We start from the raw sequence: 14852 nt of genomic DNA on the forward strand, positions 1-14852 counted from the left end.
GGTTCAAAGCCTGTTTCTCGACAGCAGAGCTTTCAAACAACAGCGCTTCTAGACAACAAAGCGACTAAACAACAAAGCGATCTAGGGCAGTTTTCAGCGCTTCTATTTCTTCTTCGATGTTGCCTTCTGCAGCGGCTCTGGTAATGCACTCACTTAAGTGCTCATCCAAAATTATTCGGGCAACTCGATCTAATCCACCGCGCACGGCTGCTACTTGAATCAAAACATCAGGACAGGGTCTATTTTCTTGAACCATTGTCTTGATGCCGCGAATGTGACCTTCTAAACGCGATAGTCGATTGACGAGCTTCTTTAAAGAGTCCTCGCTATGGATATGAGCATGGGAGTCTTGAGGACTAGGTGGGTTCAATTGAAAGCATTTGAGAAAATCAACGATAGAAGGTTTTTATAGGAGTTTATAGCGAAGAATGGTGTCTCTACACAACACTACGTTCAAAATAACGAAGTCAGCTCCAAAATTGTGATCTCTTAAAGAAGGCTTTATCTCTCAAATACCCCCCTAGGGCATTGCAAAGCCTAGAAGCAATGTCTCATGATGAGTCGAACTCTATCGCAGAAATGAGAAGACAGCATGGGTAATCGGATCTTGCCAGATTTGATCAAGCAAGAAAACGGGCTATTTCGCTCAAAAGGTATTCTCTTAAGCACCTCCCTAAAAGGCGTCTCGAAAGTCGTCTCAAGAGGTACGGCGCTGAGTATAACGACTGCGCTAGCGATCGCAACGTTTGGCTGCAGTGACACCTCTACTTCTGTAGACACCCTAGACAACAGTCAGGCCGATAGCGCGGAAACTGCCGCAGATGCTGCTGGAACGCTAGAGATACGGGCCAATGGAGAAGACTTTGTTCGTCAGGGGTTTGTCTCTAAAGATGGCTGGGAAATTGAATTTGACCACGTTTACGTCACCCTAGCAGATATTACCGCTAGCCAAAGCGAGCCACCGTTTGAGCCTGGCAAAGGTGAACTCGTCGCGCTGCAGCAGGTGGAACTCAGTGAACCAGTCACAGTGGACTTAGCCGATGGGGATGAGACGGCTGAGCCCGTTTTGGTCGGTGAGATTGAATCGGTTCCGGCTGGTCGCTACAACGCCCTGTCTTGGGCGCTGACCCCGGCGACATCAGGGCCGGCTGAAGGCTATCCGTTGGTGCTAGTGGGCAGTGCGACCAAAGCCGACGCCGCTGATGCCACCCCGATTGACTTTCAGATTCGGCTGAGTGAAGCCCCTGCTTTCACTTGCGGTGACTTTGTCGGCGACGCTCGGAAAGGAATCTTAACCGCCGATAAAACCGCAGATTTAGAGGCAACTTTCCACTTCGACCATATTTTTGGCGACGCAGACGCGCCAGCGACGGATGAAATCAATACAGGTGCGTTAGGCTTTGAACCTATCGCCCAGCTCGCTGAAGATGGCGTGGTGGATGTAGATAGTGAGCAGTTAGAACAGTCACTCTCAGCCTCAGATTATCAAACGTTACAGACTGTGTTGCCCAGCCTGGGTCACGTCGGGGAGGGCCATTGCGAACTGATCGATTAAAATCTTTAGCGGCTGTATTGTGCTTGAGCGTGGGCCTGACGGTTGGCCTCTCGGTACTGCTAAAAGTGCCTAGCGCTCAGGCTCACGGTGCCGTTGTTGAGGTCAATCCGGCTGCGGTTGAAATCGAAGCAACCTTTGATACCGGAGAGCCTATGAGCGACGCACAGGTCTTAGTCTATTCGCCTGCAGACCTGTCAACGCCCGTAGTCAGCGGTCAAACCGACAGTGAAGGGCGGTTTTTCTTCTCACCTGATCCTAGCCTGATAGCCGCTGGGTCAGAGAGTGGCCGTTGGGAAGTCACGGTTAGAAAGGCGGGGCATGGCCAAGCGACGAGCTTTGAGCTAGGAAATGGGGGGGTGCAAACGGTGGCAACTGATGGGGCCAATGGGAGTTTGTCTCGGCTGGGGCTGCAGCAGTGGATTAGCATGGCGGCCATCATCTGGGGCTTTGTAGGTACGGCGCTTTTCTTTAAGGCTAATGCCCAGAAGACCCATGATGAAGCGTCTGTGAACAATCTTGCGCCTAGTCACTCGGCGGCGATCGCGCCCGATTCGACCGCTAATGTTCCTGTTTCTGATATGCCCAGGAGTAATGTTTCAAGCAGTAATATTCCCCGGAGTAATGTCTCAGGGAGCGATCGCTAGTGCATATCCCAGACGGTATCGTGCCAGCGCAGGTCTGTATCGCGGGCTATGGATTGACGGGACTCTTGACCTGGTATTCGCTCCGTCAGATTAATAAAGGAAGCGATCCTAACGCCAAAATTCCCAAAGCGTCTTTGCTAACGGCAGCTTTTTTTGTCGCCTCTTCTATCTACATTCCGATTCCCCCTAGCAGTGTGCATCTAGTCTTGAATGGCCTGCTAGGCGTTGTGCTAGGCTACTTCGCGTTTCCGGCGATCTTAATTGGGCTATTTTTTCAGGCGCTAGTCGTTGGGCATGGCGGACTGACAACCCTGGGGATCAATGCCAGCATGATGGGTATTCCAGCACTGCTGGCCTATCATATTTTTCAGCTGAGGACGGTTGGCAGGCGAAAAAAAGATTTGTTAGACGAGCGGGTCACCAAAACTAGGGTGGGTCTGTTCGCTTTTTTAGGTGGCGCGGTAGGTCTAGCCCTCGCGGCGCTGATTTTTACGGGGATCGTGGTGACGACAGTACCTGCTGACTTCGACTTTGAGACTGAGCGAGCGGCGATTGTAACGCTGCTATTTCTCCACATCCCCTTAGCGCTGTTAGAAGGCACATTCACGGCGATGCTAGCCGTCTTTTTGCACCGGGTAAAGCCAGAACTATTGACGGAGAGATAGCAAAACTCATGGCTATGGCCAATTTTGAAACTTATGTCAGCGGGCGATCGCGTCTCCATACCTGGACACCTAGGCTAAAGCTAGTCAGCTTGGGCCTGCTGATGTTTGCGTTTGCTGCTATCAGCCATCTTTCTTTGATCTTGCCTATGCTCTGGCTGACGGCGATTTTGTATCTGCTTTCTGAGCTGCCCTTCTCTTTCTTGCTTAAGCGACTACGCTATCCGGGTTTGTTCATCTTTATGGTGGTGCTGGTACTGCCCTTCTCGTCTGGGGAGATGATTCTCTGGCAGTGGGGAGCGCTAGCTTTGCGGCAAGAAGGTCTCGAAAGTATGCTGCTGATCGTCGGTCGATTTCTCTCGATCTTGACGCTAGGATTTATTCTGCTAGGGACTACGCCTTTTGTGACTCTGCTGCGGGCACTGCGATCGCTCGGTTTACCTACTCTCATTGCAGATATGACCCTGCTGACCTATCGCTATCTGTTTGAGACCGCAGATATGCTCAGCACGATGCAGCGCTCAATGCGGCTAAGAGGATTTGGGCAGCAGCAGCGCTGGTTTAGGCTGCAGCGCCGGGATCTACAGAGACTAGCAGGGCTGCTTGGTACTTTATTAATCCGCAGCTATGAGCGCTCAGAGCGAGTGTACAAGGCGATGCAATTGCGTGGCTACGGTCAGCTAAAGCGGCCTATGGTAAAGCCATTGGTCGATAGCAGCAGCGTACTGCTGACTGGTTTTTGTGCGATCACGGCGCTAGGTTTTGTGATTGCAGAGTTTTCTTTACCCGCGCCAAACTTATAGATTTTCTTCGACTAAACTCCGTTTAATATGAACCTCTTTTAAGAACTCTTCTAGCTAGTATTGAAGAAGGTAAACTCTTATTTCTCTCAGCTATTTACCCCAGTTAAAAGACCAGTTAAAAGACCAGTTAAAAGACCAGTTAAAAGACTGTTTAAAACTGCGCTTAAACCCGCTTCTTAAAGTAAGGTCAATGTAGACATCAAGGATAGTCATCAATGAGTCCAGCTTCCACGCAGCAGTCTGTAAACAGTGAAACACCTTTAAAGGAAAGCCAGCTAGAAGAAGGCCGGCTAGAAGAAAGACAACCAAAAGAACTGCTTCAGAAAAGCGAGGAAAGTCGTACTAGAAAAAGCGGTGCGATCACCACACAGCACCTTACCTTTCAATATCCCAACTGCGAACCTGTTCTCAACAATGTTTCTCTGTTCGTTCATAAAGGTCAGCGGCTTGGCATTATCGGCCATAACGGCTGTGGCAAAACCACTCTATTTATGCTGCTCTGTGGCGTGCTGTCGCCGACTGCTGGCGAGATCTCTCTTCTCGATCGGCCAGTTGAGCCGGGGCAGTTTCGTCCAGAAGTGGCGATGCTGTTCCAAGATCCCGACGATCAGCTATTTTCTCCTACGGTCAGAGAAGACATCGCCTTTGGGCCGCAGAACATGGGCCTAGATCCAGAGGCCGCTACCAGCAGGGTGAACCAGGCGCTAGCGGTTACCGGAACCGATTTTCTAGCCGATCGGACGCCGCATCATCTATCGGGCGGGGAAAAACAGATGGTGGCGATCGCAGGTCTCTTGGCCATGCAGCCTGAAGTCGTTTTACTAGACGAGCCTACCGCCAGCCTGGATATGCGTACCCGTAGGCGGCTAATCGGCTTCCTGCAAAAGTCTGCTGAAACGCTGCTGATCTCTTCTCATGACCTAGAGTTTGTGCTGGAGGTGTGCGATCGCGTCTTGCTAATCGACAATGGTCAGATTATTGCCGATGGCGATCCGCTCGATATTATGGGCGATTCAGAACTGATGGAGGCGCACGGATTAGAAAAGCCCCATTCGCTGATTCCTCACGTTCGTCCGCATCATCGTCGCTTGTCAGTCGCGGGTCAGATGCCCGCCATTCGCGCTACAGAGCGAGCTACCGACCTAGGGAAGTCGCAGGCTAAACGCGGCAAGGTCAAGAACAATCAGAAATGAAGAGTCATAGCAAAGGAAGAATGTATCCGGCATAGGCTATATGCCTTTAGACATTCGCTAGATGTCTGTGGACAAACTGCACGCAGATTGAGCCTTCTCCTACACCTGAGGCGACTCGCTTGATTGAATCATGGCGCACATCACCGACGGCAAAGACACCGGGCACATCCGTTTCTAAAAGGAAGCGATCGCGCTCTAGCGGCCATCCCCGCTCTTTGCTGACATCTGGACCTGTGCAGATAAAGCCTCTTTGGTCTCGCTGGACAGTGTCCTCTAACCATTCTGTCCTTGGCGTCGCCCCAATGAAGATAAACAAATAGCTAGTAGGAAATGTCTTCGTCTCTCCTGAGCGAGAATCTTCTACAAGAATACGGTTCAATCGCTCGTCACCCTGCGCTTCTACAACGCTGTGAAACGGCATCACGTTGATATTGTCAGTGCTATCAATTTGGTCGATCAGATACTGCGACATGCTCTTCACCAGCGATTCGCCGCGCACTAGCATATTCACCTTACGAGCATATTGAGAAAAATACATCGCTGCCTGACCCGCAGAATTGGCCCCGCCGACTACGTATATCTCTTCCCCTTTGCAAGCAGGTGCTTCTGTCTTGGCTGCGCCATAGTAAACGCCTCGCCCGGTAAATGCTTCGACGCCCGGCATTTGCAGCCGTCGCCACGATACGCCCAGCGCCAAAACCAGCGCATGACAGCTAATCTCACTGCCGTCAGCTAGCGTCACGATGCGATAGTCATCTTCGATCCGCAGCCCTTCGACCGACTGCGGGGTCAAAATCTCTACGCCAAATCGCTTCGCCTGAGTTACTGCCCGCCGCGCCAGATCGTCTCCACTAAGCCCAACCGGAAAGCCTAGATAGTTTTCGATACGAGAGCTAGTACCCGCCTGTCCGCCCGGCGCTTCGCGCTCGATCATCACCGTCCTTAGTCCTTCAGATGCGCCATAGACAGCGGCTGCTAGCCCAGCGGGGCCGCCGCCGACAATCACTAGATCGTAAAACGGTTTAGCCGCTTCGGTTTGCAGTCCCACCTGCTGGGCTAGCTCTGTGACGCTCGGCTTGATTAGCTTTTCGCCTTCCGCAGTCAGCACCAGCGGCAAGCACGAACTATCCGGCACTGAGTCAGCGTATTCGATTAGCTTCTGAGCTTCTTCATTAGTTTCGATGTCTAGCCAGCGATAGGGAATCTGATTGCGCGAGAGAAAATCACGCAGATCATGAGACAGCGGAGACCAGCGATCGCTGACGACTTTCACCCCTTTGAACTCTGGTTTGAAGCTAGCTTTCCAATCTTGAATCAGATCGTCTAGAACCGGATAGAGCTTTTCCTCAGGCGGATCCCACGGCTTTAGCAGGTAGTAGTCAAGCCGAGCGTCGTTGATAGCTGAGATTGCAGCATTGGTGTCGGCATAGGCCGTGAGCAGTGCTCGCTTTGCCGCTGGAAAAATTTCGCTTCCCTGTTCTAGAAATTCAACCCCGCTCATGCCTGGCATCCGCTGATCAGCAAGAAACAGCGCAACGGTATCACCGCGCAGCTTCAGCTTTTCGGTCGTTTCTAAAGCAGCCTTACCCGAATCAGCCCGGACAATGCGAAAGCGATCGCCATACTGCTTTCTTAGATCTCGCGAAATCGATTGGAGTACAGCCGGATCGTCGTCAACGGTTAAAATAACTGGCTTGTCCGCCATCTAAAAATCCTTGATTGTCTTAACGTGCTTTTTAACTTAATCCTTATAGCGCAACCAGCGATAAGACGGCTAGAACCTGTGCGACTGAACAGTCACTATCGATACAGCTAGCCAAACGTAACCAGTTGATATCGACTAGCTAGTCATCGACATAGGTGTTATCGATATAGCACCACAGCCAGTCTTCACCCGGTTCAAAAGATTGAACGATTGGATGGCTTGTCTGGCCAAAATGCTTGCTTGCGTGCTTATTTTTAGAAGAGTCGCAGCAGCCTACGTGGCCGCAGGTTCGACATAGCCGCAGGTGAACCCAGGAGTCCCCCATTTTCAGACATTCTTCACAGCCTTTGGCGCTAGGTTCAACTGTTTCGATTTGGTCTGTATGAGCACATGAAGTTTGTGGCATGGTTTTGTTTTTGGGTGGGGCAAGCCAATACAAATTAAGATGCGAAATATGGCCAGATATTATCAACCTGTGGTGGCTGACAATACCTATCAAGCGGGAGATTTAGTTTCGTGCATTTTAGAGTATCGCTGCTGTCAGTGACGGCGCTGACAGAGCAATAGACCAAACCACTGTTAGTCTGTGTAAGCTTCTACGGCGTTGAATTGATGCCTGCCTAAGGTCTGTGTTATGTCTTCGAGGTTGAATTTGCGAGAGATTTCGCTAAGAATGCGATCACCTACAACGTTAGGTCGATAAGTTATTATTCTATTAAGCTAACCTAAAACATCAGCTGTAAAACATAAGCGCTTTATAGTGGCATCGAAAAATGACTCCAAAAGAATTGCTTACCCAAGAGATTGATAAACTTTCCGACAATGCCACAGAAGAGATGCTGACTTTCTTACGGTTTGCCAGAGTAAGACACTATCGACAAAAAGAACAAGACTAGTCCTTCCCATCCTTCATAGAAGAACTGGTCTCAGATATTCCGACCCACGTGATTGAGGCATTGCCTACAGATAGCGCAGCCGAACATGACTACTACATATACGGCACGCCGAAGCGGACATCAACTAAAGCATGAGTCGGGTCTTTGCCGATACGTTACTTTATTCAGGAAGGATTCGAGATTGCATTCCGCGATGAAGACAAAATCTCTGAATTATTATGAACTTGACTCTATGCTACACGCTGATAAAGTAGAAGCCCAAACCACTGTTTCGTGTCGGTAAAGTTGTTCACAATTGTCAACTTATGGCGGCTCAGTACTGAAGACATTTCTTGTAAGTTCAATTTTCGAGAGATTTCACTGAGAATGCGATCGCCCTTCTCAAACGCAACCGTTAGATCTAAGTCTTCTAATCTTACAGTTTGCGCCATCATACTCTCTAAATACATCTCAACTTGACTTTCTTGTTTGTTGTATTTCGCTACATGGGAGAAGTTTTCTAGGTCAAAGTTTCCTCTAAATCTTTGGTTGAGGTGCTGTAGCATATTCAGATTGAAAGCGGCAGTGACGCCTTTGCTATCGTCGTACGCAGCTTCTAGGATAGAAATCTCCTTTTGCAGATCTATCCCTAGTAAAAAATAATCACCCGCTTCTAAAGTTTCGCTGGTAGAGGCTAAAAACTTGTCGCATTCTTCTGGGAGAAGATTGCCGATGGTGCTGCCAAGAAACGCGATCATCCTGGCGGGCAGTTGTTTCTTCGGTAAGGCTTTGAGTGCGGGTTCGTAGGTGCTAGCGATCGCATGAATTGATAGCTGAGGATACTCCTGTAGCAACTTTTCAGCAGTTTCGGTAAGCATCGTATCGCTGACATCGATAGGCAAATAGCGCAACGGATAGCCTGCCTGCTGATAGGCATCTAGCAAAATTCGAGTTTTAGTAGAGCTGCCGCTACCGAGTTCAACTATCTCACAAGGGCCAGTGGCTTGGGCGATCGCCCGTCCATTTTCTCGTAGAATAGCTGTTTCTGTTCGCGTCGGATAATATTCTGGCAGCTCACAAATCTGTTCGAATAGCTGAGAACCCTGCTGGTCATAGAAGTATTTAGGGGGCAAATATCTTGGATTAGAGGACAATCCAATCACAACATCTTGTCCTGGCTTTTCAGATGAACTAACAGACTCCATTAGATTGGAGATAGTTAATTTCTGTTTCTCTTTTGGCTGCTGTCCTTCTAGCTGTTGCTCTTCTAGCATTACTTCCTTCAAGTTGACTGCTTTTGCCCGTCTACAAACTCAATTTCGATCAGTTTCAGATGATGAGATGACACAGCGAAATCCGGCAAAGACTGCTCGCCGATGTGGATGATACCAGTTGCGAAAGCTGGGCCGCCTCACCCATTTAGGGGTTGCCCAACTGCCGCCTTTTAGCACTCGATGCTCACCGTCGAAGTAAAGCTGCGAATAGCCTTTGTAAGGAAAGGGCTGAAAGCCTGAATAGGCAGAAAACCAGGTGTCTGTCCATTCCCAAACGCTACCGACTTGAACGACACCATCTTGAACAATGCTATCTATGGTGCGATCGCGCCTATCTTCTAGCGTCTTCTTCGGTGTCTTCTCTGGCGTCTTCTCTGGCGTCTTCTCTACCCTCACCGCCTTTTCCCACTCAGCTTCTGTCGGTAGCCGCTTACCTACAAATCTCGCATAGGCGTCCGCCTCGTACCAGCTCACACCACAGACGGGATAATCAGACTCAACCGTCGTGTTCAGGCCCGTTTGCCCCGATTCCCTACTTGATTCGTAGCGTGGTTTATCGACGTTGGCAGACTTCAGCCACTGCCAACCCGCTGGGCTCCACCACTTTGCATCCCGATATCCACCAGCCTCGATAAACCGCTGATACTGTCCACAGGTTACTGGAGCGCGATCAATCCAATAGCTTTCTGTTGAGACTAAATGCGCTGGCCGCTCGTTGTCGATCGCCTCTGGTGCATCAGATCCTACAGTTGCACTGCCCGCTTCGATATGAACCATGTTGTTGCTTTCAGAGAAAGAAACTGGTTGAACCTTCGGATAAACAAACGCGCCGCAATTTGTCTGATGCATCGCTAGCACCATCGCGATCGTTTCGGCATGCTGGCTTTCGTGCTGAATCAGCCAGTGCCAAAGGCGAATATTTTCGAGATCGCTGCTGTTCAGATAGTCAAGCGTTTGCGATCGCACCGCCTGGAGATAGGCCAAGATCTGATCTAACGCGGGGAGATTTTGCCGTTCCGATTTTGGCAAGCCATCCGCCGCAAACAGCCGCTCGTATTGAGAGAACTGCCTGGGCAAGCCAGCCAAATGTTCTGCGACCCACAAAGACTCTGTGTAGGCAATATGTCCTAAATGCCAGCCAACCGGACTAAAGTCGGGATGCGACTGGGTGCGAAAGATTTGGGGCGTGATGTCTTTGACTAGGGTTAGCGTTTGATGACGGCAGTCTCGGAGTGCCGATCGAAGTACCGATCGAAGTGCCGATCGAATCGGAGGGATAAGCGAACTTTGCCCTGGGCAGAGAACAGAGTATTGCAATGGTCAGCAAGGATAAAACAACAGGCCAAACCAAAAGCTGCGCTAGTCGATGGTTGCATAGCTTTTGATCGTCAGCTCGCTATCTATACTAACGAGTTCACTTTGGTTATACGGTTGCCAGCTATCTTCTTGGCTATCTTCCCGGCTGTCTTCCCAGAGGCCTTCTGAGCTGAGAATAACTGAATTGGGGAAGAGCTTCGAGTTTTTGAGTAGATAAAGTGAAGGCGCTGCTTGCTGGTTGTCATATCTGAGCGCAATCAGACGGTCCGGCAGCGATAAGATGATGTTGGCAGCGATTCTGACCTCAGCAGCGTTGGCCATACTCGCCAGCGTTTTCATTGTCTGGTGCAAGGCTTCAGCGATATCGATGCCCGGTTGCATTTCTAGGTAGTGAACTAGCAGCGCAAAGATATGCTCTGAATCGGTCAGCCCTTGAATCGAGCGATAGGCAAAGTCGCACAGCTTTTCTCTGATAGGCCGCTGCAGCGTCTTAGAAAAATTTTCAATCAGGCCGTTGTGTACAAACAGCATTTGCCTGTACTTGAAGGGCTGGCAGTTGCTGATATCGACAGGCATTTTGTGGGTGGCGCTACGCAAGTTGACTACAAAGCTACTGGCCTGGATATAGCGACACAGATCTTCTAGATTGCGATCGTTCCACATCGGCAAGATGTTGCGATAGACGAAAGGAGCGATATCTGGCGATCGCGTATCGTCGCTTGGGCTCTCACTTGGGCCATGCCAGCCTAATCCAAAACCATCACCGTTGAGCACCGCGCTTTTTAGTTCTCTGGGCTGATAGCTTTGTACCAGCATGGAATGGTCAGGGTCGAGTACTAGCCGATCTAGAGAAATTGGTGGGCCTAGATAGCCCAGAATTCGGCACATAAAGCGTCCTAAGGAAAAATAATTTTAAGATGGAAAATAATTTTAAGCTAGCTTGCCCCCAGCAATAGCTAAGCTGATCCAGCCGATGATGAAGGCTAAACCGCCCAAAGGGGTGATAGGCCCGAGCGCTTTGATACCGAATAAGCTCAATCCATAGAGACTGCCTGAAAAGAGAACTACACCCGCCACAAAGCACCAGCCAGCGGCTACCAGCTCTTTGATATCTGGATTTTGACTAATTAGTAGCGCGATGATCAAAAGCGCGATCGCATGGTACATCTGATAGCGGATGCCAGTTTCAAAGCTACTAAGCGCCGAGTCTGTCAGCGTGCCTTTGAGCGCATGGGCACCAAAGGCACCTCCCGCGACAGAAATAACCCCCAGCATGGACGCGATCGCAACAAACAAACCAGCCATAAACCCAGCCGTACCCAAAAAAACAAGCAGCAAAAAGGCCTCAGAAAGTATCGATCGCAGCGGCCTCCCGATAACAGGCCATCTAGAGCGATTCTGGCAAGCGAAAGCAGTAAATCATTGCCCCCGACTCATCGACATCAAAATCAGCATTTAGCGAACTTGACCAAGCATCCAAAAACGCTCTGGCCTCATTCAAAGACACCTGAGATAGCATAGCGAACTGAGCCGCACTGATGCGACCGTCGTTGGCCTTAATTGCCTTATAAAGCAGCGACTGAAGCTTTTTTGACTGGAGCAATGTGCGATCGCGCTCTAGACTTTTCAGTATCCACAGCGACCCGGCCCCCGTCGGCAGTCCGATCAGCACGCCAGCCAGCACTGTTTCTCGCTTGCCCTGTCGATTCGGATTGCGATCGAGCGCGGTCTCCACAGCTCGTCCGAGGCACAGAAAGCTCAGCACTAACCCCAGCGCAGATAGCCCTATGCCAGTTATTCGTTTAGCACTGTTCATTGCTGCGAGTCGCCTCTAACAGTCTAGAAAAATAAAACGGCGCTTTGTTAAGCGATCGCCGTCCGATCTGCCAGCCATTGTCTTCGAGGGCCTTAGCCACATCAGACTCCCGATGGAGGTAGGCCCTAGTCGCCTTGCTAGGCCCTGGGAAAAAATCTCCTACCTTCTTTAAGGTGGCGTAAAAGCAGGTCTTAGGTGCAAAGCTGATCAAAATGCGATCGGTTGCCAGTGAGCTGAGATGTTTGATCATGTCATCGGCTTTTTCTTGCGGATAGTGAATCAACACGTCAAGGCAAACCACGGTGTGATAGCTGCCTGCGATCGCCTCCAAGTCCTTGGCCTCGAATTCAGGCATTTTCTCCGGTATCAGTTCATCACCTAATGCGGCTTGCGATCGCGCCTTCGCCTCTTCCACCATCTTCTCAGAGATATCGCTGGCAAATACCTTCGCCCCCATCTTCGCCAGCGGAATGCTCAAACTGCCTACCCCACAGCCCGCATCGCACACCGTAATCTGCGATAGATCCTCATCTTCTGCAAACCATTCGAGCACATTGTCAATCGTCTTTTGATGACCCGTGCGGATGTTGGCCTGCACCTTGTTAACTTCGCCATCACCATAAATACGCTGCCAGCGCTCAAAGCCTGTCGCGTTGAAATATTCGCGGACAACTGCCTTATCATCGATCGTGGAATTGGTCATAGCCACTGAGAATAAATGCTTAATTTCTAGAGTCTGCGACTCGATCTTAGTACGTTTTGCATAAGGTCAGCTCGATTTTTTGGCTACTTCGCCTTCAGACTTTCATCACTGGTTATACGGAGTTCGTCATAGATATTAGGATCATTCGCTCTAACGAATCGCTTACTGCCTAAATTTTCTATGCGATGCTGAAGAAATACTGAGAGAGCATGATCCACTTTCTTCTATCTTGTGAATGCATTGCTTTTATTGTATTTCAGTAGTTCATTGTGCTGATGGGACAGGCTACATTTTCGTTTACTAGTTGAGGAAATATCTCTCCTCGTAGACGCAGCAGTCAACCAAAGAGAAATCTTCTATGTCTGTTATTTTTGTGATCGTGTCACTCAGCAGATCTACTTGCATCTATCAAACTGAGAGATCCTTGGCTTTGTCAGCTCGATCGGCTTGGTTGCGGGTAGCCGCTGTAATACTTCCAAAAAGTAAAAGTCCCAAAACGGCTAGCAGTACACCAAGAGCGGCTTACGTAAGTACCTTCTAGTAGGAAATATGGCTCTTTCTTTTCGGTGTAAAAACTGTAGTACTTTTTCTGATAGTCGCTATGGTTGTTCTGTTGTCTATGATTAGGGAATGCTGTTTCCACGGTCGACAGAGTATATTTATTCTATAGTTGCCAGCAGTGGTCGGCGTGCAAAAAGAGAAATATAAAAGCGGGTTTTCATTTTAGTTATTTTTTCCGCCGGGTTTGGCCGAGGTGAGTTTGTAGTAGTTGAGTATGGGATTTCTTCAAGAGTAAAAGTGGAGTTGGAGAAACGTACGAAGAATAGGTTTATGCGAAAGCAAGGGCATGAGCGTGAAAAAACAGCGTATTTTTTGGGCGGGGTTGTTGGCTGCGATCTCGACGGGTATTGGTAGTCCAGGGCTCGCGCAGCTAGATAATGCCTACACGTTGGGCGCAGGCGATACTATCTCGATCGACATCTTCAATGTGCCAGAGTATAGCGGCAGTCAAAGGGTACTAGCAGATGGTTCTGTAAATTTGCCAGTGGTCGGTGCGGTGAATGTAAGTGGGTTAACACCGCAAACGGCAGGCCGCGTCATTGGTGCAGCCTATCAGAGCGAGCTGCGCTATCCCCAAGTAACCGTTCTGTTGGAAGGCTCAAGGCCGCTGCGAGTCGCTATCACAGGTGAAGTTGCCCAGCCGGGACTATATACAATGTCCTCGGCAGAGGGTGCTCAGCTGCCGACGGTGGCTCAAGCCCTACAAACAGCAGGCGGCGTTACCCAGGCTGCTGATCTACGTAGAGTGCAACTGCGACGTACAAACGGCCAGCAGGCTGATGACCCGCAATCTGTGCAGCTGATTAATTTGGACCTATGGGCACTGCTAAATAACGGCGATGTGGAGCAAGACCTGACGCTGCGAGATGGTGATGCCATTGTTGTTCATGAAACTAGCACAGTCGATATTACTGAAACCAATCAGCTATCGGCTTCTAATTTGGCGTCGAGCGTAGATGAGGAGATTGTCGTTGCGGTTGTGGGCGAAGTTTTCCGCCCAGGAGCCTACCGATTTGGGGGAGGCGGCAGTAAAGGTCGAACGACGGTCACTGAGGTTGTACAAGCGGCGGGCGGTGTGAAGCCCCTAGCTGATATTCGTCAGATCCAGGTACGTAGGCAAACCCGCAACGGGTCTGACCAGGTGATCGATCTAGACTTTTGGCAGCTGCTACAGTCGGGTGATTTTAGTCAAGATCTGGTGCTGCAACAGGGCGATACGGTGTCTATTCCAGTTGCGATCGCGCCAACGCCTGCCGAAATTGCACAGCTAGCGGCAGCTAACTTTTCACCAGATGGTGTGAATGTGAACATAGTCGGAGAGGTGGAATCGCCAGGTCAGCACAAAGTCCCGCCGGATACCACTTTGAGTCAGGTCGTGCTAGCAGCAGGCGGCTTCAACCGGCGGGCGACCGAAACGGTAAAGCTGATCCGATTTAATCCTGATGGCACAGTGACACAGCGCCAGATAGAAGTGGATTTGACAGAGGGTATTGATTCAGAGAAAAACCCGCTGATATTAAACAATGACGTCGTGGTGGTGGGTCGTAATATCGGAGCTCGCTTTACTGATTCGGTAGATAGTATTCTCGGACCTGTTCGACGGCTGCTGCCACTCAGCATATTTCTCCCCTAAATACTTCTTCCTTGAGTAGATTCCTTCTTGGAAGATAAGCTCTAGCGATTTATTTTCGCCTGTTTAACGGCTCTACTATCTAACGGCTTCACTGTCTAACAGCTCTACTAC

General features: G+C 49.9%; 16 protein-coding genes. 7 read left to right on the forward strand and 9 right to left on the reverse strand.

Annotated features, from left to right (window positions below):
* Positions 1-64: 64 nt before the first annotated feature.
* On the reverse strand, positions 65-370 hold the full coding sequence (locus IQ256_RS10140; protein ID WP_228024745.1) for a metal-sensitive transcriptional regulator: 306 nt from the start codon (positions 368-370) through the stop codon (positions 65-67).
* A 222-nt stretch (positions 371-592) separates the two neighbouring features.
* Here IQ256_RS10140 and IQ256_RS10145 point away from each other — a divergent pair, with 222 nt between their 5' ends.
* From IQ256_RS10145 to IQ256_RS10165, 5 genes are all read left to right on the forward strand, one after another.
* Positions 593-1555, forward strand: coding sequence for a DUF4382 domain-containing protein (locus IQ256_RS10145; RefSeq protein WP_228024746.1), 963 nt, complete (start codon positions 593-595; stop codon positions 1553-1555).
* Complete coding sequence (locus IQ256_RS10150) at positions 1537-2199, forward strand: carboxypeptidase-like regulatory domain-containing protein (protein WP_193855431.1); 663 nt, start codon at positions 1537-1539, stop codon at positions 2197-2199. The genes IQ256_RS10145 and IQ256_RS10150 overlap by 19 nt, the downstream gene beginning before the upstream one ends.
* Positions 2199-2864: a cobalt transporter CbiM gene (cbiM, locus tag IQ256_RS10155; protein ID WP_193855432.1), complete on the forward strand. Its 666-nt coding sequence runs from the start codon at positions 2199-2201 to the stop codon at positions 2862-2864. Before IQ256_RS10150 ends, cbiM begins: the two co-directional genes overlap by 1 nt.
* A gap of 8 nt (positions 2865-2872) precedes the next feature.
* Positions 2873-3664, forward strand: a complete 792-nt coding sequence (gene cbiQ / locus IQ256_RS10160; protein ID WP_193855433.1) for a cobalt ECF transporter T component CbiQ — start codon at positions 2873-2875, stop codon at positions 3662-3664.
* Between the two features lie 215 nt (positions 3665-3879).
* A complete protein-coding gene (locus IQ256_RS10165; protein ID WP_193855434.1) occupies positions 3880-4857 on the forward strand; it encodes an energy-coupling factor ABC transporter ATP-binding protein in 978 nt (325 codons plus the stop codon).
* Positions 4858-4903: 46 nt separating this feature from the next.
* Here IQ256_RS10165 and IQ256_RS10170 read toward each other — a convergent pair whose 3' ends face one another.
* On the reverse strand, positions 4904-6562 hold the full coding sequence (locus IQ256_RS10170; RefSeq protein WP_193855435.1) for an FAD-dependent oxidoreductase: 1659 nt from the start codon (positions 6560-6562) through the stop codon (positions 4904-4906).
* Between the two features lie 139 nt (positions 6563-6701).
* Positions 6702-6968 (reverse strand): ubiquitin carboxyl-terminal hydrolase 14, encoded by a 267-nt coding sequence (locus tag IQ256_RS10175; protein WP_193855436.1) that lies wholly within the window; start codon positions 6966-6968, stop codon positions 6702-6704.
* Positions 6969-7335: 367 nt separating this feature from the next.
* On the opposite strand from IQ256_RS10175, the gene IQ256_RS30035 reads away from it, so the two are divergent.
* A complete protein-coding gene (locus tag IQ256_RS30035) occupies positions 7336-7458 on the forward strand; it encodes a hypothetical protein (protein WP_255516196.1) in 123 nt (40 codons plus the stop codon).
* 230 nt (positions 7459-7688) lie between these two features.
* Here IQ256_RS30035 and egtD read toward each other — a convergent pair whose 3' ends face one another.
* Genes egtD through bchM form a run of 6 tightly spaced genes read right to left on the reverse strand, consistent with a single transcriptional unit; the run spans position 7689 to position 12547 of the window.
* The gene (gene egtD, locus IQ256_RS10185; protein ID WP_193855437.1) at positions 7689-8711 is read right to left on the reverse strand and encodes an L-histidine N(alpha)-methyltransferase; all 1023 of its coding nucleotides are present in this window, start codon (positions 8709-8711) and stop codon (positions 7689-7691) included.
* A gap of 39 nt (positions 8712-8750) precedes the next feature.
* A complete protein-coding gene (locus IQ256_RS10190) occupies positions 8751-10028 on the reverse strand; it encodes an SUMF1/EgtB/PvdO family nonheme iron enzyme (protein WP_228024747.1) in 1278 nt (425 codons plus the stop codon).
* A gap of 42 nt (positions 10029-10070) precedes the next feature.
* Positions 10071-10916 (reverse strand): ergothioneine biosynthesis protein EgtC, encoded by an 846-nt coding sequence (gene egtC, locus IQ256_RS10195; protein WP_193855438.1) that lies wholly within the window; start codon positions 10914-10916, stop codon positions 10071-10073.
* Between the two features lie 42 nt (positions 10917-10958).
* A complete protein-coding gene (locus tag IQ256_RS10200; protein WP_370623406.1) occupies positions 10959-11366 on the reverse strand; it encodes a DUF423 domain-containing protein in 408 nt (135 codons plus the stop codon).
* Positions 11367-11415: 49 nt separating this feature from the next.
* Positions 11416-11844: a hypothetical protein gene (locus IQ256_RS10205; protein WP_193855439.1), complete on the reverse strand. Its 429-nt coding sequence runs from the start codon at positions 11842-11844 to the stop codon at positions 11416-11418.
* The gene (gene bchM / locus IQ256_RS10210; protein ID WP_193855440.1) at positions 11831-12547 is read right to left on the reverse strand and encodes a magnesium protoporphyrin IX methyltransferase; all 717 of its coding nucleotides are present in this window, start codon (positions 12545-12547) and stop codon (positions 11831-11833) included. The genes IQ256_RS10205 and bchM overlap by 14 nt, the downstream gene beginning before the upstream one ends.
* Positions 12548-13394: 847 nt before the next feature.
* Here bchM and IQ256_RS10215 point away from each other — a divergent pair.
* Positions 13395-14741, forward strand: coding sequence for an SLBB domain-containing protein (locus IQ256_RS10215; protein ID WP_193855441.1), 1347 nt, complete (start codon positions 13395-13397; stop codon positions 14739-14741).
* Positions 14742-14852: the final 111 nt, after the last annotated feature.

The sequence above is a fragment of the cf. Phormidesmis sp. LEGE 11477 genome (assembly GCF_015207105.1).
Taxonomy (GTDB): Bacteria; Cyanobacteriota; Cyanobacteriia; order Phormidesmidales; family Phormidesmidaceae; genus Phormidesmis.